Source organism: Pseudomonas sp. Ma2-10, from assembly GCF_054330215.1.
This window is the reverse complement of record NZ_JBTEYL010000010.1, coordinates 167333-193308: the sequence shown is the minus strand read 5'-3', so window position 1 is coordinate 193308 and position 25976 is coordinate 167333. Positions and strand designations below refer to the sequence as shown.

The window sequence follows — 25976 nt, the reverse complement described above, 5'->3', positions numbered from 1 at the left end:
GGTTTCCCCATGTGAGAGTAGGTCATCGTCAAGATTAAATTCCGAAACCCCTATCTGCGTATGCAGGTAGGGGTTTTGTTTGGTCCGTAGAAAAGTGGCGTGGCGAAAATGGTCTACAGGTTCTTCTTCAAGGCGCACTAAAGTGACTGCCCGGTTTTTGGTATGGTGCAGTTCATTTTTAACGGACTGATTACAAGCCTACGGATCGGGCTCCTTTTAAAGTCAAAGAGCTGCTGCCGAAATGCCCCAACCGATACCGATCAAGGACCACGAAAAAGAGACTCGCCTGGTCAACAAAAGACTGATGGCATGCGCCCTGTTCGTCGTCGCCATTACCTGCGCGCTGGTCGTGCGCATGTACGTTCTGCAGGTGGTCGAATTTGACTATCACTCGACGATCTCAGAAAACAATCGCGTCCATGTGCTGCCGATCCCCCCCTCGCGTGGATTGATCTACGACCGCAACGGTGTAGTTCTGGCGGACAACCGACCCAGCTTCAACCTGACCCTCACCCGCGAACGTGCCTCGGATGTCAAAGAGGAACTGGATAAAGTCGTCACCCTCCTGCACTTGCCGACAGAAGATCGAGCGCTATTCGACAAGGCAATGAAGCAGGCGCGCCATCCTTTCGAGCCGGTCACCTTGTTCAACGAACTCAACGAGGAACAGATCGCCGTGTTGGCGGTCAACGAATTCCGCCTGCCGGGGATCGACGTAGAGCCACAATTTGTTCGCCACTACCCGATGGGTGCGCACTTTGCGCATTCGATCGGCTATGTCGGCCGCATCAACGAGAAAGAGTCCAAAGTCCTGGACACGGTGGAATACCGTGGCACTCAATCCATCGGCAAGACGGGCATCGAAAAATTCTACGAGTCGCAGTTGCACGGCCAAGTGGGTTATGAAGAAGTCGAAACCAACGCTCAGGGCCGGGTTTTGCGAGTGCTCAAGCACACCGATTCGATCCCAGGCAAAAACATCGTACTGAGCCTCGACGTCAAACTTCAGGAAGCCGCCGAGGAAGCCTTGGGTGATCGTCGCGGTTCGGTGGTCGCTCTCGATCCGTCGACCGGTGAAGTACTCGCGATGGTCAGCAAACCGAGTTTCGATCCGAACCTGTTCGTCACCGGGATCAGCTTCAAGGAATACGCAGCGCTGCGCGATTCCATCGACCGACCGCTGTTCAATCGCGTACTGCGCGGTCTCTACGCACCGGGTTCGACCATCAAGCCGGAAGTGGCCATTGCTGGCCTCGATGCTGACGTCGTTACCCCGCAGACCCGCGTCTTCGACCCCGGCTATTACCAACTGCCGGACTTCGATCACAAATACCGTAACTGGAACCACCGCGGCGATGGGTGGGTGGACATGGACGCGGCCATCATGCGCTCCAACGACACCTACTTCTATGACCTGGCCCACAAGCTGGGCATCGACCGCCTGCATGACTACATGGCCATGTTCGGTCTCGGCAAGAAAGTCTCGCTGGACATGTTCGAGGAGTCTGCCGGTTTGATGCCATCGCAAGCCTGGAAGCGCGCCACGCGCCATCAGGCATGGTTCCCGGGTGAGACTGTGATCCTCGGTATCGGCCAGGGTTACATGCAGGTCACGCCCCTGCAGCTCGCCCAGGCCACTGCGCTGATCGCCAACAAAGGTGTCTGGAATCGCCCGCACCTGGCCAGGACAGTGGACGGTGTTGAGCCGGTGGACGAGCATCCAATGCCAAACATCCTGTTGAAAGACCCGCGTGACTGGGAGCAGGTCAATCATGGCATGCAAATGGTGATGCACGACGCTCGCGGGATTGCCCGAGCGGCAGCGCAGGGCGCTCAGTACCGTATCGCGGGCAAGAGTGGTACCGCGCAAGTGGTGGCGATCAAGCAGGGCGAACGTTACAACCGTGCGAAAACCCTCGAGCGCAACCGCGACAACGCCTTGTTTGTCGGTTTCGCCCCGGCCGAACATCCGAAGATTGTGATTTCTGTGATCATCGAAAACGGCGAGGCCGGTGGTCGAGTGGCAGGTCCCGTGGTGCGGCAGGTCATGGATGCCTGGTTACTCGATCAGGACGGCCACCTGAAGCCGCAATACGACCCTCACGTCTAAACGATCAAGGCTTCACAACGCGGGCTCACGAATACTGAGCATGTGCTGGAAGTTTTCGAGGAACACGGCTTCTATGGCGTGGCGCGGATGATCCAGTCCATCGAACGTCTGGCCACCGATTTCGCCGCTGACCCGTGAAGGTTTCGCGGGGCTTGGGGAACGGATTCGCAGCCTGGGGTTGCCGTGTCTGATTGTGCAGGAGGGCGGGTATCACCTCGAGAGTCTGGAGGATAATGCTCGGGCGTTTTTTGTGAGCGCCGAGGTGTGGCAGCGCTGAGTTTATGGTGGTCCGGGAAAAAGCTATCGCGCTCGACCTGACGGAACACAAGTGTCGTAAGGCACTTGCCATCGCCCTGACGTTAACGTAAAGATTGCGGCTGGGCGCTGAACTTGAATAAGCGCAAAGCGGACCGCTCCGGAGCGCTTGATGACGTTAATAAAAACAACTCCTCCCAAACTGCACCGCGAAGCCCGGCTGGCCCGGGAAAAACTCCATCTTGAGGGCGAAGTCCCGGATGGCGTGTTGCGGGCGGAAATCGATGCGTCGTGGCGGCGTAGCTTGAGCCATGGCGTGCATTTCAATGCCAAGCACGAACTGGCGCTGGAATCGAGCGCGAGCCTCGATGTGCTGTTGGCGAGCAATCGGCTGCTGATCGACTCGGCATTGCCGGCCATCGATTACCTGGCCGAACGCCAGGGCAAGGAAGGGCTGATTATCCTCGCCAATGCCGATGCCACTATCCTCGCTGTCGAAGGACGCGCCGATCGCCTCAAGGGCAGCGGCCTGCAAGACATCACTCTCGGCGCCTGCTGGAGCGAAGCCGCTCGCGGCACCAACGCGCTGGGCACCGCACTGGTGGAAGCCCGGCCAACGATGATCGATTGCGGTGAGCATTACCTCGATCGCCTGACCGATTTCTCTTGCACCTCGGTGCCGATCCGATGCCCCCAAGGCGACATCCTCGGCGTACTCGACCTGACCCGCGAAGGCCCGCTCGGCCGCGTTCACGACAGTACTGCGTTGCTGGCCATGGCCGTCAGCCAGATCGAAAGCCGGGTGTTCAACGCCAGTTATCCGGACGAGATCGTCCTGGCCTTCCACAGCCGTCGGCAATACCTCGAATCCCCTTGGCAAGGCCTGTTGGCAGTGAGCCTCGGCGGGCAGATTCTCGCGGTCAGCGCCCAGGCCTGTCAGTTGCTCCACGCCGAGCGCTCGGCGCTGGTCGGTCGACGCTGTGAAGAGTTTCTGGGCGTCGATGGCCTGCAACTTCTGTCGCGTCTGCATCAGGGCGGTGTTGGCAGTCTGCAAACGGCCAAAGGCGAGTTCTTCTACAAAACCCTGCGTGCGCCGCAGCGTTCAATCAATCTCAGCACGCCGCCGCGCAGCACCGCGAAAACCGCCAAAGCACAACCGGATCTCGAATCCCTGGCCGGCAGCAATGTCCGTTATGCCCGAGCCCTGCGCATGGCCCGTCAAGGCCTGGCCAATGAGCTGCCGGTGTTGCTGCTGGGCGAAACCGGCACCGGCAAGGAAGTCATCGCCCGCGCCCTGCACTTGGCCGGAACCCGCTGCGATAAACCCTTCGTCGCCGTGAACTGCGCGGCGATCCCCGAAGGCCTGATCGAGTCGGAACTGTTCGGCTACCGCGAGGGCGCGTTCACGGGCTCCCGTCGCGGTGGCATGATCGGCCGTCTGCAACAGGCCCATGGTGGCACCTTGTTTCTCGATGAAATCGGCGACATGCCGCTGGCCTTGCAGGCCCGGCTGTTGCGGGTGTTGCAGGACCGTAAAGTGGCGCCGTTGGGCGCCGGTGAAGAGCAAGATATCGACGTCGCACTGATCTGCGCCACCCACCGCGACCTCAAGCGACTGGTCGAAGAAAAACACTTTCGCGAGGATCTGTTTTATCGGGTCAACGGCATCAGCGTCATGCTCCCGGCCCTGCGCGAGCGTGAGGATTTCAGTGGTCTGGTCACTCGACTGCTGGCCAAGCTGGATGCGCCGACGATGGTCCTGCATGACGATTTGAATCGCTTGCTCAGCGGCTATCACTGGCCGGGCAACATCCGGCAACTGGAAATGGTCCTGCGCACCGCGCTGGCCATGCGCGAACCGGAGGACACCGTACTCACCCTCGACCACTTGCCCGACAGCATGCTCGACGAGTTGAGCACCAGCCAACGTCCTCAGGCCGGCAGCATTCGCGAGAATGAACTGGAGCTGATTCGCCAGTCCCTGGACACTCACCAAGGCAATGTTTCGGCCGCCGCCGGCGCCTTGGGCATCAGCCGCGCGACCCTGTATCGCAAGCTCAAACAGTTGCGTTCGTGATGCAGCGCCTGATCGTTCGGCTGATCGACAGCCCAAACCCCGAAGCCCTGCAAGCCGCACTGCGCTGGCTCTACAGCTTTGTGCGGCCGCATCGCCTGGCGATTGCCGGGCTGCTTGGGTTATCGGTCTGCGCCTCGTTGCTGGTGTTGGTCCAGCCCTGGTTGACCAAACTGCTGATCGACGACGGTTTGCTCGCACGCAACTTTCCGATGCTGGTGTTGATTGCCGGGTTAATGATCGTGGCCGGGCTGCTCGGAACGGCGCTCTCGGGGATCAATCGTTACTTGCACACGCGGCTGTCCGGGCGGATTTTGTTCGCCCTGCGCGATGACCTCTATCGGCATTTGCAAACGCTCTCACCCAGTTTCTACGGGCAGCGCCGCATCGGTGACCTGATGTCGCGCCTCGATGGCGACGTCGCAGAGATCCAGCGTTTTGCCGTGGACTCCTTGTTCTCGGCGGTGTCGAGCGTGGTCGGTCTGGTCTTCGCCGTGGCGATGCTGCTGACCCTGTCGTGGAAACTCTCGTTGCTGGCGCTGGTGCTGATCCCCCTCGACGTGCTCTGGCTGCGCTGGATGCGGCGCAAGGTCGAGCGCGACGTGCGGCAATTACGTGAGCGCTCGGCGGACATGTCCTCGTTCATGGTTGAGACCTTGCCGGTGATGAAATTCATCCAGTCTGCCGGCCAGCAACAGCGTGAGTCGCGGCGCCTGGAGACGTTGGGCCAAGGCTACATGAGCCAGTTGCTGCGCCTGCAAGTCACCGAGTTTTTCACTCAGGCGGTACCGGGCACACTGACTTCCCTGTCCCGCGCGTGTGCGTTTTTGATTGGTGGTTACTGGGTGGTGCAGGGGACGTGGCAACTGGGCGCGCTGATCGCGTTTTCCACCTATCTGGGCATGGCCGTCGGGCCGGTGCAGAGCCTGCTGGGCCTCTATGTCGCGATTCAGCGAATGACCGTCAGCCTCGGGCGTGTGATGGAGTTGCGCTTTGAGGAACCGACCGTTCTCACGCCGGTCACGCCGCAACCGATGCCGGCTTGCGGTGAACTTCGTTTTGACAATGTGCACTTCAGCCACCCCGGTCGTCCGACGACGCTGCGTGGCATCGACGCGCGAATTCCCTACGGTTTGAAAGTCGCCCTGAGCGGAGGCTCTGGCGTCGGGAAGTCGACCCTGATCGACCTGCTGCAACGGCACCACGATCCGCAGTTGGGCCGGGTGTTACTGGGAGACGTCGATCTGCGCGAACTGGACCTGTTCCAACTGCGTCGACGGATTGCCGTGGTCAGTCAGGACATCGTGCTGTTTGGCGGCAGCCTCGCCGACAACCTCGCCTACGCGGTACCGGACGCCAGCCGTGAAGCGATTGCCGAAGTCGCACGACTGGCGCAACTCGATAGCTTGATCGAGTCTTTGCCCGAAGGTCTCGACAGCCCGTTGGGCGAGCGCGGCCAGCAGTTGTCCGGCGGTCAGAAACAACGCATCGCCATCGCCCGGGCGCTGTTACAGGATCCGTTGATTCTGGTGCTGGACGAAGCCACTTCGGCGGTGGATGAAGCCACCGAGCGCGAAGTCATCGAAGCCATTGACCGACTGTTTGCCGGGCGTACGCGGATCCTCATCAGCCACCGTCCTTCCACCTTGGCGGATGCCGATTTGCGCTTTGAATTGCTCGACGGCGTACTGACTTCAAAAACGGTGCAGCATGAAGCCTGAATGGCGGATTGGCGTGGTGGACAGCGGTCACTCGACGGCGCAGCGAGTGCAGGTGATCGCCGGGCGGCGCTTTTCGTTGCTGGAGGATGGATTGGCCGAAAGCGACTTGCGCGACGATCCGCTGGGCCACGGCAGCGCGGTGATCGAGGCCATCGGTCGACGGGCGCCTTCGGCAGTGTTTTGCGTGGCGCAGGTGTTCGATCAGCGCGGGGTCACCAGCGCATTGCAGATCGCCACGGCGATTGATTGGTTGGTGACGCAGGACGTTCGTCTGATCAATTTGAGCCTCGGTCTGCGTCAGGATCGCAGCCTGTTGCGTGAAGCCTGTGCCGCGGCGGTAGCGCGAGGTGTTTTGCTCTGTGCGTCCAGCCCGGCGCAGGGCGAGAGCGTGTTTCCGGCGAATTATCCACAGGTGTTGCGAGTCACCGGTGATGCACGTTGTGCAGAACATGAATGGTCGTGGCTCAACAGTGCTCAGGCGGATTTTGCCGCGTGTGTGCATGGAACTTACCCGGGGCAGTCCGGCGCCAGTCTGGGTTGTGCGGCGTTGAGCGGGCACATTGCGGGTTTTTTGGTTGCACATCCCGAGGCAAGCAACGAACACATCATCGAGTGGCTACGGGAGAATGCCCAATATCGCGGCCCTGAACGGCGCGTCGGGCCATGAAAACAATTGTGATTCTGGGTGCCGGGCCGGCCGGTGCGGCGGTCGCGTTGGGGCTTCGCAGGCAAGGTTACCCGGTGACGCTGATCAGCCAATGGCGGCGGTTTGCGGCGCTGGAAGGCGTTTCCATTCGGGTGCTGGAGGCTTTGCGTAGCGCAGGGCTTCATCAGGCACTGGCGGATGCGGCGCTGCCGTCTCAGCGGCAGGTGTCATGGAACGGTCAGCAGCATGCGCAGAACATCGAATTTTTACTGGATCGTCCGAGTTTTGATCGTGGTTTGCGCGAGGATCTGCGCCTGGCGGGCGTTGAGTTGATCGACGGCCGAGTGCTGACGGTGCAGTCATCAATATCGGGGCATCGAATCGAGGTCGAAGGGCGCGAGGCGCTGCTGACGGATTTTTTGGTTGAGGCGCGTGGGCGTCAGGCACCTGCGCTCGGCAAAGGCCTGCGAGGGCCAGAGACGGTCAGCCTGCTCAATCGCTGGCAAGGCGCGCCGGGAAGCACCGCCAGCGCCGTGGAAAGTCTTGAGCACGGCTGGGCCTGGATGGCCCGGCGAGCCGACGGTCAGTGTTACTGGCAATGGACGGTGGACGTGGCCAGTGCCGAGTTGCCGGGCAAGGCGCAGTTGCTCGACCACTGTCGTCAACGGCGCCAAGACTCGGCGTTGGCGCGAGCATTTTTCGGTGTCGGGCCTGAGATCGATCTACAGCTGCATGCCCGCAGCAGCACGGCGATTCTTTGCCCGCAGGTCTGTGGCGATAACTGGATTCGAGTAGGGGATGCGGCGATGGCGGTGGATCCGCTGTCGGGTAATGGCATCTTTCAGTCCTTATCCTCGGCGTTACAGGCGCCGACGGTGATTAACACGTTGTTGTGTAAACCCGAGCGAGCGGCGCTGGCTCAGCGCTTTCATCAGCAACGGGTGGAGCAGTTGTTTTTGCGTTTTGCGCGGATCGGACGGGACTTTTATGCCGATGAGCAACGCTGGTTGCAGCAGCCATTCTGGCTTGCGCGGCGGCAGTGGCCGGATGCTGAGGTGGCGCATGCCGAGGCGGACTTTTCCTCGTTGAGAATCGAGCGAGCGCCGGTTCTGCGCGATGGATTTGTGGATGAGGCCGAGGTGGTGATCACGGTGGATCAGCCGCTGGGAGTCTGGCATGTGCAAGGGGTTGAGTTGGCCCCGTTGGTGCGACGGTTGCGGACCGAACCGACCGAGCAGGCGTTGGCGGAGCTGACGGAGGAGCAGGGAAGGGTGGTCCGCAGTTGGTTGCTGTCGCAAGGCTTCAAACCCTGACTGATCGTTCCCACGTTCCGCATGGGAACGATCAGCGTGTCAGAGCTTGATTAGCACTGACTTCAACTCGGTGTAATGCTCGATCGCCGCATACCCCATCTCGCGTCCAACGCCCGACATCTTGTACCCACCAAACGGCAACGCCGGGTCGAGGGCGCTGTGGCAGTTGACCCACACCGAACCCGACTTGATCCGCGGAATCATTCGGTGCACCGCGGCCAAATCGTTCGACCAGATACTCGCCCCAAGCCCATACGGACTGTCGTTGGCCATGCGCAACGCATCGGCTTCATCGTCGAACGGAATCGCCACCAGCACCGGCCCGAAGATCTCCTCTTGCACCAGTGAGTGCTTCTGATCGACATCCACAATCACCGTCGGCTTGACGAAAAAGCCTGGCCCGAACTGCTCTCCACCGCAGGCGATCGTCGCGCCACTTGCACGTCCTTTTTCGATATACCCGTAAACCCGCTCCTGCTGACGCGCCGAGATTAGCGGCCCCATTTCCACAGTTGGGTCCAGTCCATTGCCCAGTTTCATGGCATTGGCGATGTCGGCGATGTCAGCCACCACCGTGTCGAAATGCTTGCGCTGCACATACAGCCTGGAGCCTGCGCAGCACACCTGGCCCTGATTAAAGAAAATCGCGCTGGCGGCGCCGGCAGTGGCGGTCTTGAGGTCGGCGTCGGCCATGACGATGGTCGGTGATTTGCCGCCCAGTTCCAGGGTCACCCGGGTCATGGAATCCATGGCGATTTTGCCGATCTGCTTGCCCACGGCGGTGGAGCCGGTGAAGGTCAGCTTGTCCACCAGCGGATTGTGGGTCAGGGCCGAACCTGCCGTGATGCCGGTGCCCGTGACCACGTTGAACACACCCTCGGGGTAACCGGCTTCCAGCACCAACTCGGCAAGTTTGAGCGCGGTCAGCGGGGTTTCGTCGGCGGGTTTGAGCACCACGGTGCAACCGGTGGCCAGGGCCGGGCCGAGTTTCCAGCAGGCCAGCAGTAACGGGAAGTTCCAGGCGACGATGGCGCCAACCACGCCCACCGCCTCGCGGCGGATGAAACTATGGAATTGATCGTTGGGCATCAACGGCAACGACACTTCAACGCTGGAACCTTCGATTTTGGTCGCCCAACCGGCCATGTAGCGCAGGAAGTCTATGGACAGTTGCACATCCATCACTTGGGCCACCGCTGCGCTTTTGCCGTTGTTCAGGCATTCCAGTTGCGCCAGCAGTTCGGCGTCGCGCTCCATCAGGTCGGCGAGTTTCCACAGCAGGTTCTGCCGCTCCCGAGGTCGCGTGCGGGTCCAGGCCGAATCATCGAAGGCCTGACGGGCAGCGAGCACGGCGCGGTCGACATCCTCAGGCGTGGCCCGTGGCACTACACATAACACTTCGCCGGTGGCCGGGTTGTGCAGGGGCATGGTCTGGCCATCGGCGGCCTCGACCCAGTCGCCGCCGATGAGCATGCGTGGAGCGCGCTGGATGAACGCCGAGGTGGCGGGAAGCAGATAAGGGAGCGACATGGCGAGGCCTTTTGTTGTTCGTGAGAACAGGGCTTTCGCAATGGCTGTGCCAACTGCCTGCAATGGCTGGACGGCCCTTGGATGGCGGGGTTTTGGGTCACTCAAGGGCATGGTGGACGCTGTGAGCATTGTTGCAAATTGCGACAACTATGAGACGACGCGCAACCGGGGGTGCGACCTTGAGGCACCCTCTATTGAAGACTAGGATTTTTAGGATAGGTGGCTGAAATGACGGACCGTTCATCCGGCAATACATCTGGCGTGAGGGAGGTAACGATGTGCCTTTCAACCCTGGAAATTCAAAACACCATTGAACACAGTTTTCTGCCGTCCGTTTGTACCTGCACCATGGCGGTGGATCAGTACCTGACGATTCGGGTCTGCGATTGCGTCGCTGGTAGCGGGCATGCAACTTGCGCCTGCTGGGGGCGACGTTAATCGTCGGTCGATGAATTGTTCCGGTCAGGACATCTATGCTTGTCTCAGACTGCAACACCTGTCGCGATATTAGACGCAGGCGATCTCTTTCCGCGATGGCGAAGATCAGCAATATTCGTACAACTCATTGATTAAAAAGGCAATCGTTAAGCTGGCACGCTCCGTGTATTGCTCATTGCAGACGTTTCTCTTGCCTCCGTCAGCGGTGCGCCGCCGGCGGCAGAAACCATAAAAACGATAAGCCACAAAAATAAGAAAGCACCGTGCGAGGTTCGACGTTGATGAAAAGAAAACTCCGATCAGGCCTGAGTGCCAGTCTGCTGGCCGTGGCCGCTTGTGTGGCGCTGCATTCGCCTTACAGCCTGGCAGCCCGCGACGCTCAGACCCTCCTCAAGGAAACCTGTCAGGGCTGTCATACCCCCGAAGCCGATAACGCGCTGAGCCGCATCAGCCACCAGCGCAAAACTCCTGAAGGCTGGCTGATGAGCATCGCCCGCATGCAAATCATGCACGGTTTGCAGATCAGCGATGACGACCGCCGAACCCTGGTCAAATACCTGGCCGATACCCAAGGCTTGGCCCCAAGCGAAACCGATGGTGTGCGTTATGCGCTGGAGCGTCGACTCAACACCGTCGAGAAGTTTGACGACCAGACCAGCCAGATGTGCGGCCGCTGCCACTCCGGTGCGCGGGTCGCCCTGCAACGGCGTCCGGCCCAGGAATGGGAGCGTCTGGTGAACTTCCACCTCGGCCAATGGCCGTCTCTGGAATACCAGGCGCTGTCTCGCGACCGCGACTGGTTCGACCTTGCTCGAAAAGACATGGTGCCGCTGTTGGCCAAGCGTTATCCGCTGGACAATCCGGCCTGGGAAAAATGGCTGAGCGCTGCGCCGAAAGCAAAAGCGCTGGTGGGCGACTGGAGTTTCAGCGGCCACTTGCCCGGTAAAGGCGAGCTGGCCGGCGTGATGAGCGTGATGGCCGATGGCAGCGACACGTTCAAGGTCAGCGTCAAAGGCCAATACGCCGACGGCAGCCCGTTCAACGGCGATGGCAGCGCGATTCTCTACACCGGCTACGAATGGCGCGGCAACGTGACCATCGATGGCGTGACCATGCGCCAGGTGTTCGCCGCCCAAGGCAACGCGATGCAGGGTCGGATGTTTGAGGCCGAGCATGATGAGCGGGGTCTGGACTTCGTCGCCGCCAAGCAGGGCAGCAGCCGTTTGCTGGCGGTGCAGCCGGGTTACCTGAAGGCGGGCAGTGAAACTGAAGTGACGCTGGTCGGCAGCGGTCTCACCGGCAAACTGAGCTTCGGCAAAGGCGTGGAAGTGGTCGAAGTCGTCGAGCAGAGTCCGGAGCGCATCAAGGTCAAACTCAAGGCCGCCGCCAATGCCCAACCGGGCCTGCGCAACGTCACCGTCGGCACGCTGAAAGGCCCGACTCTGTCGGTCTACAGCACCATCGCCGAAGTCAAAGTTGTGCCCGAATTCTCGGTGGCGCGCATTGGCGAAGGCGGTGGTTCGACGCCGAAAGTCCAGGGCCGTTTCGATGCCGAAGCCTGGGGCAAGGGTGCTGATGGCAAGCCGTATCGCATTGGCGTGTTCCCGGCGCAGTGGTCGGTCGAAGCCTTCGACGACCGTGCCAAGGAAGACGAAGACGTCAAGTTTGCCGGCACCATGCAGGCTGACAGTGGCGTGTTCACACCGGGCGATGCCGGGCCGAACCCGCAGCGCAAAATGTCCACCAACAATGCCGGCAACCTCAAGGTGATCGCCGCCGTCGACGACGCAGGGAAATCCCTGACCGGTGAAGGCCACATGATCGTCACCGTGCAACGCTGGAACAATCCACCCATTCCATGAGTTGGTTGACCTCAAACAATTCAGACACTTTTTCGGAATGACCGCAGGCCCCGTAGAACGGGGTTTGCACAGGAGGTTGCAATGGGCGCTATTTTGAATCTGGTCGAACGGAACCTGCACGAAGTGCACGTCGATGCCGACCGCATGCTATTCCACATTCCCAGCAGTTCGCTGTTTGCCAGCGATGAACTGACGGGCACCATCATTGACACCTTGCGCGGTCCCGGCTGTTCGTCGGAAGACCTGATCCAGCGTTTGGCCGCGCGCTTCAACGGTGAAGAAATTACCGAGACCTTGCGTGAGTTGATGTCCCTGGAACTGGTCAGCGACGGCTCGCCGTTGACCCCCGATATCGGCACCAAACGGGTCGAGCGCACGGCGATCAATACCGTGGTGCTGAACGTCAATACCGGCTGCAATCTGAGCTGCACCTACTGCTACAAGGAAGACTTGGACAAGCCCTCGGCCGGCAAGAAAATGGACGTCGAAACAGCGGTCGCATCAGTGGAAATGCTGCTGCGCGAATCGCCGGACGAAGAGCGTTTTACCGTGGTGTTTTTCGGTGGGGAGCCGCTGAGCAACCGCAAGCTGATCGAGTACATGGTCGACTACTGTGAAAAGCGGTTTGCCGAGGCGGGCAAGTTCGTCGAGTTCGTCATGACCACCAACGCGACGCTGCTCACCGAAGAGACCGTGGACTACCTCAACGCCCACCGTTTCGGCCTGTCAGTCAGTATCGACGGACCGAAAACCGTGCACGACCGCAACCGCATCACCGTGGGCGGGCAGGGCACTTACGACGTGGTGCGGCGCAAGGCCGAGATGTTGCTGTCGCGCTACAACAGCCGTCCGGTCGGTGCTCGTGTGACCTTGACCACCGGCGTCACCGACGTCGAAACCATCTGGGATCACCTGTTCAACGAATTGGGTTTTGCCGAAGTCGGGTTTGCCCCGGTGACCTCCGGCGACATCAGCACCTTCAACCTGTCCAGCGACGAGCTGATCGAAGTCTTCGCCAGCATGAAGAGGCTCGGCCGGCGTTATCTGGAAGCGGCGCTGGAGCACCGTAATATCGGCTTCTCCAACCTGCACCAGTTGATCACTGACATCCACGAAGGCCACAAAAAAGCCCTGCCGTGCGGCGCGGGCCTGAAGATGCTGGCAGTGGATTACAAGGGCGAGCTGAACCTGTGCCATCGCTTTACCGGTTCGAGCCTGCCGACCTTCGGCAACGTTCACACCGCCGTGAAACAGGTCGAGTTGAACGACTTCCTGTCCCAACGCCTGGACCGTACCAACACCGGCTGCGAAGACTGCCAGATCCGCAATCTCTGTTCCGGCGGTTGCTACCACGAGAGCTACGCCCGTTACGGCGACCCGACCCACCCGACCTATCACTACTGCGAACTGATGCGTGACTGGGTCGACTTCGGCATCGAGGTCTACACCCGGATCATGGCCCACAACCCTGCGTTTATCAGCAGCTACATCACTCCGCGCAAGGCTCACTGATATGAAACATCTCAAGGCAATCAATAATAAAGCGCTGAAACTGGATGAGGCCGCGGCCGAAAACCGCATCGAAGAAGTGGTGGCGATGAGTTCCGTCGCCGGTTGCGCCTCGACCACCGACCCGGGTTGGGAAATCGACGCCTTTGGCGGTGTGTCGTCGCTGTGCCAGCCGATGGAAGCTGACCTTTACGGCTGCTCCGACCCTTGTTGGTGGCCGGCCCAGGTGCCCGACATGATGAGCACCTATCCGGACTGGAACAAGGACGCCCAGGCGTCCAACGACAACTGGCGCAACCTCGGGACTGTCTTTCCTAAAGACAAATGATTGTCCATAGAAGGTATCGGACCTTAGAAGGATTTCAGCATGCTGACTGTAAAAGCCTGCGGCCTGGCCGCATTCGCCGTCCTGAGCGTCTGTTCGCTTAACGTTCTGGCCGATGAAAACACTGCGTTGCAAGACGGTCACGAGTACCTGTTGACCACCAATTACCCGAACAACCTGCACATCATCGACCTGGCCACCGACACCGTGTTCAAGACTTGCAAGATGCCGGATGCCTTCGGTCCCGGCACCGTTCAGTTGTCGCCGGACCGCAAGATCGCATACGTGCTGAACAATCACTACGCGGATGTCTACGGCGTTGAACTCGACAGCTGCAAGCAGGTGTTCCACGCCAGCATCACCCAGAAACCGGGAGAGAAAGCGAAGTCCATGTTTGCCTTCACCCCCAGCCACGACGGCAAGGAATTGTTCATCATTGCCAACCCGACGTTGATGCTTAACGACCGCTACGAAGTGCAGCAACCACGGCTCGATGTGTACGCCACCGACGCCGGCATGGACGCCAAACCCGTGCGCAGTTTCCCGGCACCACGGCAGTTGACCATCATGCAGAGTGGTGACGACGGCACGCTGTACGTGGCCGGGGCGGATGTCTACCAGGTTGATGTGAAGACCGGCAAGTTCGACGTGCTGATCCCCAGCCGCCACTGGAAACGCCCGAACTACAGCGCGCCGGACGTGCTCTACGTATGGAACCAGCAGACTTATCGCCATGACTTTTCGCTGCTTTACACCGCAGCCAAATTCAAGGACAAGAAGCAGGACCCAGCGACTGCCGAGTACCTTTACGGGCTGTTCAGCATCGACCTGAAAACCGGCAAGACCGAAACCACGGACTTTGGTCCTCTGACGGAAATCTACTTCAGCGGTATGCGCTCGCCGAAGGATCCGAACCTGATGTTCGGTGTGCTCAACCGTCTGGCGAAGTACGACATCAAGGAAAAGAAAATGCTCCAGGCGGCGACGCTGGACCATACCTACTACTGCATTTCGTTCAACAGGGATGGCAGCAAGATTTATCTGGCGGGGACGTTTAACGATGTGGCGATCTTTGATCCCGAAAGCATGAAGCAGATTGGCAACATCAAGTTGCCGGGTGGGGATATGGCGATCACCACGGCGCAGATTTTTGTTCGCTGATTTGCGGTAAAAGATCAAAAGATCGCAGCCTTCGGTAGCTCCTGCAGGGGCTCTCGATCCCGTAGGAACGGGCACAGCCTGCGATCTTTTCGCTGCTAAGGGGCAGACGGTACCGGGCAACTCATGTCGCCTTCCTCACACTTCAAGTACGTCTTGAACGCCTCGACCCGTGCCTTGGTCAGGCCAGTGGTGCAGTTGCTGTAAATCAGCGGGTACACACTCCCGCCTTCCACCCCGGCGCTTGAGAACTTGCACTCGGCATCCCGAAACGCAATCCACGAGCGTTGCGCCCCGATCAGCAGCTTTTTGCTTTCGGGGTTGCTCTTCAAACGTACATTGATCTGCTGGTAAAGCGCATTCAACTCCTTGTCCGCGATCTTGTGCTGCTGCGCCGCGCACTCATTCATCGTGGCCTGATCGGCGGCGTTTTCGCAGTCCACGGCATAAGCAGCGGTGGTGAACAGCAGAGGCGTTAGTGCCAGAAGAAAGCGTGGGGGCATGGGGATTCTCGCTGTGACAGGAAAGTTGGGATGCAGTTTAGTACTGTATTCAACCCACTAGGTTTGCCATTCAGGGAATTTTTCAATCGATTCATAGGCAAGCCACGGCACGTCATGTGTCGTCCAGATATGCGCCTGAGGCGTCATTTTGGGGTCATCATCCAGTGTCGCCACTCGAACGATAACGTGGGGTGGGGCCAAGCGTTCAGCCATCAAGTGTGAACCACAGACTGAACAGAAATGCCGAAGCTTGCCCGGTGACGAGGCGAATGCCGCCGCGTGTGCCTTGCGACAGGTTTGGCAATGACAGTGATTGATGGGCATACCGAGGGTATCGGCGGCGCCGTCCAGGCCCTGCAGGGCTCCGCGATAACGCTCCGTAAGTGAAAGCCGCATGAATCGTCCGTGTCTGAGTCAGTTTCGTTTTCAACGTTAGCTGTCTCGGTCTACTCGTTTTATTTTCAAACCTGCAGTGACACTTGGAAATGCAGCTGAGTATTTCGTACCGGGTTGATTGAGATACCCGCTTGATACAACTTTAGGGTTGGTCTTGTGGTCTTAGGGGCCTACTGTTCAGTACAGGAGGTGACTTATGAATCCAGCATCAGATCGCATCGAAAGGAAAATCCTGCTCAAAACGCCGCGCTCGCAGGTCTGGCGTGTACTGGCCAATGCCGAAGTCTTTGGGCAGTGGTTTGGCGTGGCGCTGGAAGGCAAGCGTTTTGTCGCCGGTGAGTGGACCCAGGGGCAGATTACGTACCCGGGTTATGAGCACTTGCTGTGGAACGTATTGGTGGAGCGGGTCGAGCCAGAACGGGTGTTTTCGTTTCGCTGGCACCCGTATGCCGTGGAGCCTGAACTCGATTACTCCCAGGAACCCACCACACTGGTGAAGTTCGAGCTCGAAGACATGGATGAAGGCACGTTACTCAAGGTCACCGAGTCCGGTTTCGATCACATCCCTCAGACGCGCCGACTCAAGGCGTTCCGCATGGACAGCCGCGGTTGGGATGAACAGATGAACAACATCGAAGAATTTATCAACGTCAGTGCCAAGGCGCGCGAGCGTCAGGAGGAGTGATCGCGGCATGCTCGAACCTTACTTATCTAAGGGTTTTCGGAAGGGCAGGTATAGCGAATGTCCTACACGCGATGGTAGTTATGTCGTCTATTGCACATTGGATCCGAAGCGTAATCTAGCTTCATCAACCGAAGCACAGGAAGTGCTCGGGATCATGGATGATCGACCATAAGCAAGGAAACGCTGCCGACAGGGAGTCGTAATGGTCTTGGGAAAACCCGCTTCGGCGGGTTTTTTTTGGGCGATGGAAAATCTTCGCGCATCATTTTGGTCGAGATGGATCAGCTAGCGGGTAGTTGATCGAGTTTCGCCGCTACACGTTCAGTGATTTCCGAGCGCAGTTTTAATGACCCGGCAGCACGTTTACGAGCCTCCTCCAGCACACTGACCGGAGCCGTCTCAGGGCTGCCCGACGAAAACGGCGGTGCCGGGGCGTATTCGAGCTGCAACTGCACCAACTCTGCCGTGTCCTTATCGAACAGCTCCGCGGCCAGGGTCAGGGCAAAATCGATGCCCGCCGTGATCCCTCCACCGGTCAACAGATTGCCGTCGCGCACCACTCGATCCTTCACCGGGATTGCCCCCAATGGTGCGAGTAATTCGTGATAAGCCCAGTGGGTGGTGGCGCGTTTACCTTTGAGCAAACCTGCTGCACCGAGTACCAGCGCACCGGTACATACCGACGTGACGTAACGCGCGGTGACGGCTTGCGCCTGGATGAACGCCAGTGTCTGTTCATCCTCCATCAACGGCCCGACGCCACTGCCGCCGGGAATGCAGATAACATCAAGCTTCGGGCAATCGTCGAATGTGGTGGTCGGTTTCAGCACCAGGCCTGTGCTTGCGGTAACGGGCATCAGGTCCTTCCAGATCAAATGCACCTTCACGTCCGGTAGAGAGGCCAGTACGTCGTAAGGGCCGGTGAGGTCCAGTTGCTGAACCTGTGGAAACAACAGAAAGCCGATCTGCAACGTCATGGCATTTTTCTCATGAAGTGGGTGGACGACTTCACTTTAGGCTCGTAGGATTTGGCGTATACGCCAATAGCCCCACAAATTACGCCAATCATGCCGAAAACCATCCACGTGCTCGCCTTTGCCAATGTGCAACTGCTCGACGTCACCGGGCCATTGCAGGTGTTCGCCTCGGCCAACGATATTTCCCGCCAGCAAGGTCTTCCGCTACCTTATGCGCCGTCGGTGATTGCCAGCGGCGGCGGGGCGGTGATGTCGTCGGCGGGGTTGGCGCTGTTGGCCGAGCCGTTGCCCGAGGAGGGCAGTGACACATTGATCATTGCCGGTGGCTGGGGCGTTTACGACGCGGCGCGAGATGAACCGCTGGTGGCCTGGGTGCGTAAACATGCGACGGGGTGTCGACGGGTATCGTCGGTGTGCACCGGGGCATTTTTGCTGGCGGCCAGCGGCTGGCTCGATGGCCGGCGGGTGGTCACTCACTGGACCCGTTGCGAGCAGTTGGCGCAGCAGCATCCGCGGCTGCAGGTTGAGCCCAATCCGATTTTCATCAATGACGGTCCGGTCTGGACCTCGGCCGGGGTCACCGCCGGTATCGATCTGGCGCTGGCCATGGTCGAAGAAGATCTTGGCCGCACGATGGCCCTCGACGTCGCCCGGCAACTGGTGGTGTTCCTGAAACGCCCCGGCGGCCAGTCGCAGTTCAGCGTGACCCTTTCTTTGCAAAAGGAGGGCAACCGTTTCGACGAGCTTCATGCCTGGATCAGTGAAAACCTCACCAAGGATTTGGGCATCCCGACCCTGGCCCTGCAGGCCGGCATGAGCGAACGCAGCTTCGTGCGCCATTACCGCGCCGACACCGGCCAGACGCCGGCCCGAGCCATCGAACTGATTCGGGTCGAGACTGCCCGACGTTTGCTCAGCGATACCGGCGTGCCGATCAAACGGGTGGCGGTGCAATGCGGATTCGGCAGCGAAGAGACACTTCGACGCAGTTTTCTGCGGGCCATGGGCGTGACTCCGCAGGCCTACCGCGAGCGTTTCAGTGTCAGTCCTCCAGCAGATCCAGTAACGCTCTGAGCGTTGCCTCGGGCGCTTCTTCGGGAATGTTATGCCCGACACCTGCCAGCACTCGCCGCTCATAACGTCCGGTGAAGTGAGCGATGTCTTCGTCTATCTCCGATACCGGTCCTACGCCATCGTCGGCACCGCACAGAGAAATCGTCGGTACGCTGATCGGCGGCTGTCGGGTCAGCGCTTCTTCGATCCACTCCAGCGCTGGCTCGCCGGGCGCGTACATGAACCGGTGGCGGTAGGAGTGAATCACCACCTCGACGAAATCCGGATTGTCGAAGACCGGTGCGCTAAACGGATACAACTCAGGACCTTTGGCCCAGGTGGGCGACCACAACTTCCAGAGCAATTGGCACAAGGCCCGGCGATTTTTCGTCAGACCTTCGACGCCGCGTGGCGTGTGAAAATAGTACTGATACCAGAGGCGATGCTCGGTTTCAGGGTCCAACGGTTCGGTGGAATGGGGAATGTTCTGAAGGTTGTACCCGTCGCCGGTCACCAGGCAACGAACCCGCTCAGGCCATAGCGCCGCGACAATACATGCCGCCCGACCGCCCCAGTCATAACCGCACAGGGCCGGTTGTTGAATGGCCAACGCATCCATCAGGTCCAGCAAATCCTGAGCGAGGGCGGCTTGTTGTCCGGAGCGCAGGGTGTCGGGGTGGTTGAAACGGGTCGGGCCGTAACCGCGCAGGTACGGGACGATGACGCGGTAGCCCTTGGCGCCGAGGACTGGGGCGATTTCGTCGTAGGTGCGGGGGGAGTAGGGGAAGCCGTGGAGGAGAATGATCGGGTCGCCGGTGGTGGGGCCGTGTTCTTCGTAGGCGAGCGACAGACTTGGAGTTTTGATGAAGTGGATCAGCGCTTCATTGTTCATTCGACACTCCAGAAAGGGTTGTTTTTGCCTGTTTTTCAGGCGTCGATTTCCGCCACTTGATTGAAGTATTTCGACCGATCCGGCGTAAACGTCACCACCATGTTGGTCCGCGAACAGGTCAACGCCCGCTCTTCACCCAAATTAATATCCAGATCATCCCCGCGTAACCCTTGCCACTGAGCGAGGTACTTGAGGGATCCGTATTTTTCGAGTTTTTTCAGGCTGCGGCTGACGCCACCTTTCCAGCCCAACACCGGCAGTTCGCAGGCAAGGCAGCGGTGGGTGAGGTCGGGGAAACGGGCCGCGCGTTGGCGGCCAATCTCCCAGCATTTGATCAGGCCCTTGTCCTGGCCTTCCCACAACTCCTCCCGGTTCAGACCTGACCGGAGTGGGGCTTCGATGCTGCGGTGGATGCGCTGGGTCATTCTGGTTCCTTGAATTCGGGTTTTTTTGGACAGCTCCGCTGTACCCGTTGACCGTGGATGGTAGGTGGGGAAGTTACGGCTGGCAACAAAGAATTTTTCGGTAGTGAACGCCGCTTTTGTTTAAGAAAAGCAGGACTTCGGACTACACAAACCTGTGACGAGGGTGGTCTCAAGGCTGCCAGAAACTCTTCTCCCCACTCAGTTTTCGATCCAGAAAACTGGCCGCACTGATCAATGCCAAATGCGTCAGCGCTTGCGGCGTATTGCCCAGATGCCGCGCATGGCTGTCGAACTCTTCGGCGTACAACCCCAGTGGGTTGGCGTACCTCAGTAACTGTTCAAACTCCAGATGCGCCTTTTCCAGTTGGCCGGCGCGGGCCAGGCATTCGACGTACCAGAACGAGCACGCGGCGAAGGCGCCTTCGGTGCCGTCGAGGCCGTCGATCCGCGCGTCGTCATTGCGATAGCGGTAAACCATGCCATCGCGCACCAGATTCTTTTCGATGGCCTCGAGGGTCGCGAGCCAACGCGGGTCTTTGGCGCTGACGAAGCGCACCAGCGGCATCAGCAGCATCGAGCCATCGAGCGCGGTACCGCCTTTGTACTGAACGAAATGCCCGCGTTCTTCGTTCCAGAAGTTTTCCCAGATGTCAGCGTAGATCGCCTGGCGGGTCTGGTCCCAGCGGGCGAATGGAGCGGGCAGTGAGCGTTTTGAGGCGAGGCGAATGGCCCGGTCCAGCGCGACCCAGCACATCAGCCGCGAGTGCAGGAAGTGATGCTGTTCGCCGCGCATTTCCCAGATGCCGACGTCCTCTTGTTCCCAGGTTTGGCAGACCTGATCGACCACTTCCACGGTATGTTTCCAGCTTTCGTGAGAGATCGCATCGCCATATTTGTTGACCAGGTACACCGCGTCCATCAGCTCGCCGAAGATGTCGAGCTGGACCTGGTCATAAGCCTGATTGCCAATGCGGACCGGTGTCGCGCCGCCATGTCCGGACAGGTGCGAGAGTTCGGTCTCCGGCAACTCCTGACGACCATCGATGGCGTAGAGGATGTTGAGCTTCATCGAATTGCCGTGGCAATCGCTGACCCGCCCGCGCAGCCAGTTCATGTAGGCGTTGGCTTCGTCAACGAAGCCCAGGCGCATGAAGGCGTAGGCGGTGAACGAGGCGTCGCGGATCCACGTGTAGCGGTAGTCCCAGTTGCGCTCGCCGCCAGGTGTTTCCGGCAGGCCGAACGTGGCGGCGGCGAGGATCGCGCCGTGTTTACGCGAGGTCAGCAGCTTCAGCGCCAGGGCCGAACGATTGACCATTTCCCGCCAGCGGCCGCGGTAGCTGGATTTGCCGATCCAGTCGCGCCAGAACTTCAGCGTCCGCTCCAGGCAGATGGCGGCGCTACCTTCCTTGAACCGCGGGTCGTCGATACGGCCGAGCAGGAATTCGGCGCTCTGGTCCTGTTCGAGGGTGAATTGGGCGAGTGCGGCATGGCCGTCTATATGTAAAACCTGATCCGAAGACAGGCGCAGGGATGGCTGATTGGCGGCCTCAAAGGTTACGTCCGCTTCATCCATGCGTGCGCGGGTCTTGGCGCGAGCGTAGTCATAACGCACGGCGCAGCGCATGTGAAACGTTGCCTGGCCGCTGATCACACGAACCCGGCGCATCAGCACCGGCGTGTCATCTTCGCTGTCGCTGATGGGCAGCAGGTCGGTGACCTCGACGACTGCGCGTTCGCTGAGCCAGCGGGTTTGCAGCACATTGGTGTCAGGCAGGTAAATTTGCTCGCGGCGAGCGTCGGGTAAATCCGGGGCCAGTTGGAAAATCCCGGCCTCAGGGGTGTCCAGCAGCGAGCAGAAGATCGACGGGCTGTCGAATTCGGGCCAGCAGAAAAAATCCACGCTGCCCTTGTCGTTGACCAGTGCCGCGCTACGCATGTCACCGATGATGCCATGGGCATCGATAGCGCTTTGTTTTTCGGGATGATGATCAGCCATTGCAGCGAAACTCCGGATAAAGGCTCATGCCGCCGTCGATGAACAGAGTGGTGCCAACGATGTAGTCGGACGCATCGCAGGCCAAAAAGACCACCGCGTTGGCGATGTCCTCGACATCGCCGACTCGGCCGTAGGGGATGAGTTTGAGCAGTTCCTGCTCATGGTCGCCTTCGGTGGCGGCTCGGTTGATGGCCGTACGAATCGCCCCCGGTGCGATGCCGTTGATACGGATGCGTTGGTGGCTGACTTCCTGGGCCAGGGTTTGCATCAACATGTCCACACCTCCCTTGGACGCGGCGTAATTGACGTGGCCGGCCCAGGGAATGCGTTGGTGCACCGAGCTCATATGGATGATTTTGCCGGCGGCCCGGGACACGCCTTCGCGAACACCTTGCTGGTTGAAAATCCGCAGTGCCTCGCGGGCACAGAGAAACTGCCCGGTGAGGTTGACGCCAATCACCTGGTTCCAGTCGGCGAGGCTCATGTCGGCGGCTGGCGAGTCTTTTTGCAGACCGGAATTGGCGACCAGAATGTCCAGGAAACCGAAGGCTTCGAGGGTTTGCGCAAATAACCGCTGAACGTCTGCTTCTTTCGAAACGTCGGCACCGATGGCGATGGCCCGACCGCCTGCAGCATTGATCTGCCGGGCCAGTTCCTCAGCGGGAGCGGCGTGGGAATTGTAGTTGATCACCACGGCGGCACCGGCGGCGGCCAGCGCCTTGGCCGCGCCGGCGCCGATGCCGGAACTGGCACCGGTGACCAGTGCCACTTGTTGGTCGAGAGAAATCTGCATGAAGAATAAAGCCTTGAATAGAGGGCTTAACTAGCTGACTGGCATGCGGTGGCGAGAGTTCAGATCGGTCCATGAAAAGTTCTTTATCTTGCACAGTTACACGCGATAACGACCACTGTCCAGGTGCCACTGGCGATTGCCTCCCAGCCAGGCTTTTATGCCGCTCAGGTAACGCTTGAGTATTGGCGCCGCTTCGCGCAACAGTTCGTGCTCTGCGGCTTCGTAGCGGTGAACAGTGTCGTCATGGATGCCCGCGGCGAGATTGACGCCTTCCTGAAGCGTGCAGTTATGTCGGGACGCCAGCAGTTGGGCAAGTTTGAAATCGCCGACTTCACTCAGTTCCTCCTTGGCGGCTGAGTAAATGTCATTGGCAATGATCGTCGCGCTGGCGGCCAGGGTCGTGACGCGGCGAACAGCGGGAGCGCAGTAGATATTGGCGGGCAATTCGTAGCCGCCAACAATATCAATCAGTGACATGCACGGAAGAAAACTGTTGACCTGTCGGTGGGCCAGGTACTCCCACACTTCTGGCGTGGTCCCATTGATTCGCCATGCCGCTTCTGCCGTCATGGTGACAAACATGGCAACTATTTCATGCCGTACCCGGGCGGCTTGGGACGCCGTGGACGCTTTCACCACGCTTGCCATGTACATGCCCAGTGCACGGAGCACTGGCTCGCGCTGCAGGGCGTGCGCCAGTTCGGCAGCATATCCGCCGGGCAAGTGCGCCGGTTCTACCGCCGCCAGCGCCAACGACAGCCGAGGCCCAACCAGTGAGGGTATCGAGCCATTGCTGGCGTCGTCGCAGTAATAATCATCCACCGCAAACAGCGCGGCCATGCATTGGGCCGATAGAAATAGCCTGGCGGGATCATCGGTGTCGGCATGGCATAGCATGGCGAATCTACCGTAATGCCCCGTGCGAAAAGTCTCTGATTGTCCTGCGTAGATACCTGCCTGTTCTATCCATGGCAGCAGCATGTCGTCGAGCAGGTCACCCAGCGCATCGTCTGTACGTACCGGCTCCGGGCAATACAGCTGAGGTATTACCAGCACTGACGGTTTGGGTTTGGTCATGACAAACGCCGTTGTCCTTTCGTCCATGGTGGTCACTCCAGAGGGGGGGTCACTGACGGGCAATCAGCCCTTCAGGCAGTCGGAAATGTACGTGCTCCTCTCGTCCCGCGAGGTTCGAGATTTCAAGCGGCGCGATCTTTTCCAGGGCGATCAGTACGTCGTCCACCAGCACCTCAGGCGTCGATGCACCGGCGGTGATACCGACGGTCGTTTTGCCGTCGAACCACTCGTGGTGGATGGCACTGCCGTCGGCTACCAGATAGCTGGGCGCCGCTTCACCGGCAATGTCGCGCAATATCCCGGCGTTGGCACTTTTGCTGCTGCCAACGACCAGCACGACATCAACACAGCGGCTCAGTGCGCGCACCGCGATCTGGCGATTTTGCACGGCATAGCAAATGTCCCGGGTGTCCGGACCTACGATGGCTGGATAGCGCCGCTTGAGTGCTTCCACCAACCCACGGGTGTCGTCCGTACTCAAGGTGGTTTGCGTGATGTAGGCCAGGGGGGTGCCTTGCACGAACTCAAGCGCATCAACCTGTGCCAGGGTCTGCAAGACGATGACCGGCGCCGGGATCTGCCCGATGGTGCCAATCACCTCGGGATGGCTCGGTTCGCCAATCAAAATTACCTGAAAGCCTTTGGCGGCATAATACCGACCCTGTCTATGCACTTTTTCCACTAACGGGCAGGTGGCATCCAGCACCTGAAGGTGGCGCTGGCGAGCCTCGTCTTCCACCGTTCGGGCCACGCCGTGCGCGCTGAAAACCGTAACGGCGCCGGTGGGTACTTCATCGAGCTCATCGACAAATTTTGCGCCCTTGCGCCGTAAGCGCTCCACCACATGCTGGTTGTGGACGATCTCGTGTCGGACATAGACCGGTGCGCCAAATTGCTCGAGTGCGAGTTCGACTGTATCCACTGCGCGAATGACACCCGCGCAGAAACCTCGAGGCTGGGCCAGGATGATTTTCATATTGAACCCTCACACAGAGGTGGTGGGGGGCGGTTGTGCTTGATGTTCACGTCGCGCGCGCGCTGTGGCAGCAGCAGACGCCCGTAGGGATCGAAAATGAAGACAGAAAGTGCACCGTGCAAGAGGCCCTGTTGGTGGGCTTGCAACTTCCTGGTAGCGATGCCTTTTTTGCGACCGTGCCGGTCAACGAGCATGAGTAAATCGTCCATAACCAGACTCCAGGGTGTCTTCGCTACTGGACGTTTACTTCTGACCGGACTACGTAGGGAAATTCAGACGGGTACTTGTGTGAAGTTGAAATCTAGTTGATGCCATTGGGACTGCCAACTTTTATTAGACCGTTTTATTTGTCACCCGCGAGCGCGACCGGTTGTGCGGACCTAAGTATTTTGTACAAGTCGGCACGTTGGACAAGCGCTTCCACAGGTGATCTTCGACTAATTCAGACTCCACCTCATCCGTTCTTTTAACAGACAACTTTTTGAGGTAAACCCGGTGACCCAGCTGACATTGCTCTGCCTGCCCTATTCGGGCGCGAGCGCCATGGTCTACAGCCGCTGGCGGCGCAAACTGCCGGAGTGGCTGACGCTGCAACCCGTGGAGTTGCCGGGGCGTGGCGCCCGGTTTGGTGAACCCTTGCACACCGACATGCGGCAACTGGCGCTGCAACTCGCGCAGGAACAAAAAGCCACACTCAAGGCGCCGTATGCGCTGTTTGGTCATAGCCTTGGCGCGTTGCTCGCCTGTGAGATGGCCCATGCGTTTCGCTCGCTGGGCTGCCCGGAACCGGTGGCGCTGTTCGCTTCGGGCACCGCCGCACCGACCCTGCGTGCCGACTACGACCGGGGGTTCGCCGAGCCCCAGACCGATGCCGAATTGATCGACCAATTACGCACCCTCAACGGCACCAGTGAAGAGGCGCTGGCCAACGACGAACTGATGAGCCTGATGCTGCCGGTCCTGCGTGCGGACTTTCTCCTATGCGGGCGCTTCGAGGTGCAGCAGCGTCCCTTGCTCAAGTGCCCGGTTCACGTGCTCGGCGGCAAGGCTGATCGCGCCACCATCGAGCAGTTGATCGGCTGGAGCAAGGAAACCCACGGTAGCTTTTCGGTGGACATGCTCGCTGGCGGCCACTTCTTTATCCACGAACACGAAGCCAAGGTGTTGCGGGTGATCAAGGATCAGCTGAAAGTTCATCATCTTCGCCCTTTCTGATAGTTGTTCTCATTCGCTAATTTTTCCGGTCTGCATTCGTTTTATAG

Annotated in this window: 23 protein-coding genes and 2 pseudogenes; 14 read left to right on the top strand and 11 right to left on the bottom strand. The window is 59.5% G+C overall.

Annotated elements, in window-relative coordinates:
* The first annotated feature begins 241 nt into the window (after positions 1 to 241).
* The 6 genes and pseudogenes from mrdA (at position 242) to qhpG (ending at position 8119) form a co-directional block, all read left to right on the top strand.
* The gene (gene mrdA, locus ACXPVS_RS14880; RefSeq protein ID WP_458510609.1) at positions 242 to 2110 is read left to right on the top strand and encodes a penicillin-binding protein 2; all 1869 of its coding nucleotides are present in this window, start codon (positions 242 to 244) and stop codon (positions 2108 to 2110) included.
* 127 nt (positions 2111 to 2237) lie between these two features.
* Positions 2238 to 2387, top strand: a pseudogene (locus ACXPVS_RS14875) (histone deacetylase family protein); the annotation flags it as partial.
* A gap of 150 nt (positions 2388 to 2537) precedes the next feature.
* Positions 2538 to 4442, top strand: coding sequence for a sigma-54-dependent Fis family transcriptional regulator (locus tag ACXPVS_RS14870; protein ID WP_458510608.1), 1905 nt, complete (start codon positions 2538 to 2540; stop codon positions 4440 to 4442).
* The gene (locus tag ACXPVS_RS14865) at positions 4442 to 6160 is read left to right on the top strand and encodes an ABC transporter ATP-binding protein (protein ID WP_458510607.1); all 1719 of its coding nucleotides are present in this window, start codon (positions 4442 to 4444) and stop codon (positions 6158 to 6160) included. Before ACXPVS_RS14870 ends, ACXPVS_RS14865 begins: the two co-directional genes overlap by 1 nt.
* Positions 6150 to 6827 carry a subtilisin-like serine protease QhpE gene (gene qhpE, locus ACXPVS_RS14860; RefSeq protein ID WP_458510606.1) on the top strand — a complete coding sequence of 226 codons (678 nt, stop codon included), beginning with the start codon at positions 6150 to 6152 and terminating at the stop codon, positions 6825 to 6827. The genes ACXPVS_RS14865 and qhpE overlap by 11 nt, the downstream gene beginning before the upstream one ends.
* A complete protein-coding gene (qhpG, locus tag ACXPVS_RS14855) occupies positions 6824 to 8119 on the top strand; it encodes a flavin-dependent monooxygenase QhpG (protein WP_458510605.1) in 1296 nt (431 codons plus the stop codon). The genes qhpE and qhpG overlap by 4 nt, the downstream gene beginning before the upstream one ends.
* A gap of 39 nt (positions 8120 to 8158) precedes the next feature.
* On the opposite strand, the gene ACXPVS_RS14850 is transcribed toward qhpG, so the two are convergent.
* Entirely contained in the window at positions 8159 to 9649 is a 1491-nt protein-coding gene (locus ACXPVS_RS14850; protein WP_458510604.1) for an aldehyde dehydrogenase family protein, read from the bottom strand.
* A gap of 276 nt (positions 9650 to 9925) precedes the next feature.
* Here ACXPVS_RS14850 and ACXPVS_RS14845 point away from each other — a divergent pair.
* The 5 genes and pseudogenes from ACXPVS_RS14845 to peaD form a co-directional block, all read left to right on the top strand.
* Positions 9926 to 10048 (top strand): annotated as a pseudogene (locus ACXPVS_RS14845) (DUF1652 domain-containing protein); the annotation flags it as partial.
* A gap of 320 nt (positions 10049 to 10368) precedes the next feature.
* On the top strand, positions 10369 to 11949 hold the full coding sequence (gene peaA / locus ACXPVS_RS14840) for a quinohemoprotein amine dehydrogenase subunit alpha (protein WP_458510603.1): 1581 nt from the start codon (positions 10369 to 10371) through the stop codon (positions 11947 to 11949).
* Between the two features lie 81 nt (positions 11950 to 12030).
* On the top strand, positions 12031 to 13461 hold the full coding sequence (peaB, locus tag ACXPVS_RS14835) for a quinohemoprotein amine dehydrogenase maturation protein (RefSeq protein ID WP_458510602.1): 1431 nt from the start codon (positions 12031 to 12033) through the stop codon (positions 13459 to 13461).
* Position 13462: 1 nt separating this feature from the next.
* Entirely contained in the window at positions 13463 to 13786 is a 324-nt protein-coding gene (gene qhpC / locus ACXPVS_RS14830; protein ID WP_008027961.1) for a quinohemoprotein amine dehydrogenase subunit gamma, read from the top strand.
* 39 nt (positions 13787 to 13825) lie between these two features.
* On the top strand, positions 13826 to 14944 hold the full coding sequence (gene peaD, locus ACXPVS_RS14825; protein WP_458510601.1) for a quinohemoprotein amine dehydrogenase subunit beta: 1119 nt from the start codon (positions 13826 to 13828) through the stop codon (positions 14942 to 14944).
* Between the two features lie 95 nt (positions 14945 to 15039).
* On the opposite strand, the gene ACXPVS_RS14820 is transcribed toward peaD, so the two are convergent.
* Together ACXPVS_RS14820 and ACXPVS_RS14815 are read right to left on the bottom strand one after the other, a co-directional pair.
* On the bottom strand, positions 15040 to 15444 hold the full coding sequence (locus tag ACXPVS_RS14820) for a lysozyme inhibitor LprI family protein (protein WP_458510600.1): 405 nt from the start codon (positions 15442 to 15444) through the stop codon (positions 15040 to 15042).
* 57 nt (positions 15445 to 15501) lie between these two features.
* On the bottom strand, positions 15502 to 15840 hold the full coding sequence (locus ACXPVS_RS14815; protein WP_458510599.1) for a GFA family protein: 339 nt from the start codon (positions 15838 to 15840) through the stop codon (positions 15502 to 15504).
* A 196-nt stretch (positions 15841 to 16036) separates the two neighbouring features.
* Between ACXPVS_RS14815 and ACXPVS_RS14810 the strand changes: the two genes are divergently transcribed.
* A complete protein-coding gene (locus ACXPVS_RS14810) occupies positions 16037 to 16525 on the top strand; it encodes an SRPBCC family protein (RefSeq protein ID WP_458510598.1) in 489 nt (162 codons plus the stop codon).
* A 281-nt stretch (positions 16526 to 16806) separates the two neighbouring features.
* Here ACXPVS_RS14810 and inhA read toward each other — a convergent pair whose 3' ends face one another.
* The gene (gene inhA, locus ACXPVS_RS14805) at positions 16807 to 17502 is read right to left on the bottom strand and encodes an isonitrile hydratase (RefSeq protein ID WP_458510597.1); all 696 of its coding nucleotides are present in this window, start codon (positions 17500 to 17502) and stop codon (positions 16807 to 16809) included.
* A 90-nt stretch (positions 17503 to 17592) separates the two neighbouring features.
* Here inhA and ACXPVS_RS14800 point away from each other — a divergent pair, with 90 nt between their 5' ends.
* Positions 17593 to 18576 (top strand): GlxA family transcriptional regulator, encoded by a 984-nt coding sequence (locus ACXPVS_RS14800; protein WP_458510596.1) that lies wholly within the window; start codon positions 17593 to 17595, stop codon positions 18574 to 18576.
* On the opposite strand, the gene ACXPVS_RS14795 is transcribed toward ACXPVS_RS14800, so the two are convergent.
* From ACXPVS_RS14795 to ACXPVS_RS14765, 7 genes are all read right to left on the bottom strand, one after another.
* On the bottom strand, positions 18545 to 19447 hold the full coding sequence (locus ACXPVS_RS14795) for an alpha/beta fold hydrolase (protein ID WP_458510595.1): 903 nt from the start codon (positions 19445 to 19447) through the stop codon (positions 18545 to 18547). The two genes, ACXPVS_RS14800 and ACXPVS_RS14795, sit on opposite strands and share 32 nt — an antisense overlap.
* A gap of 35 nt (positions 19448 to 19482) precedes the next feature.
* Positions 19483 to 19872, bottom strand: coding sequence for a hypothetical protein (locus ACXPVS_RS14790; protein WP_458510594.1), 390 nt, complete (start codon positions 19870 to 19872; stop codon positions 19483 to 19485).
* A 169-nt stretch (positions 19873 to 20041) separates the two neighbouring features.
* Positions 20042 to 21868 (bottom strand): glycoside hydrolase family 15 protein, encoded by a 1827-nt coding sequence (locus ACXPVS_RS14785; protein WP_458510593.1) that lies wholly within the window; start codon positions 21866 to 21868, stop codon positions 20042 to 20044.
* On the bottom strand, positions 21861 to 22661 hold the full coding sequence (locus tag ACXPVS_RS14780) for a glucose 1-dehydrogenase (RefSeq protein ID WP_458510592.1): 801 nt from the start codon (positions 22659 to 22661) through the stop codon (positions 21861 to 21863). The genes ACXPVS_RS14785 and ACXPVS_RS14780 overlap by 8 nt, the downstream gene beginning before the upstream one ends.
* Positions 22662 to 22757: 96 nt before the next feature.
* Positions 22758 to 23765 carry a terpene synthase family protein gene (locus ACXPVS_RS14775; protein ID WP_458510591.1) on the bottom strand — a complete coding sequence of 336 codons (1008 nt, stop codon included), beginning with the start codon at positions 23763 to 23765 and terminating at the stop codon, positions 22758 to 22760.
* 22 nt (positions 23766 to 23787) lie between these two features.
* Complete coding sequence (gene ispH, locus ACXPVS_RS14770; protein WP_458510590.1) at positions 23788 to 24714, bottom strand: 4-hydroxy-3-methylbut-2-enyl diphosphate reductase; 927 nt, start codon at positions 24712 to 24714, stop codon at positions 23788 to 23790.
* Positions 24711 to 24923, bottom strand: coding sequence for a hypothetical protein (locus ACXPVS_RS14765; RefSeq protein WP_458510589.1), 213 nt, complete (start codon positions 24921 to 24923; stop codon positions 24711 to 24713). The genes ispH and ACXPVS_RS14765 overlap by 4 nt, the downstream gene beginning before the upstream one ends.
* Positions 24924 to 25209: 286 nt before the next feature.
* Between ACXPVS_RS14765 and ACXPVS_RS14760 the strand changes: the two genes are divergently transcribed.
* Complete coding sequence (locus ACXPVS_RS14760; protein WP_458510588.1) at positions 25210 to 25929, top strand: thioesterase II family protein; 720 nt, start codon at positions 25210 to 25212, stop codon at positions 25927 to 25929.
* Positions 25930 to 25976 lie beyond the last annotated feature (47 nt).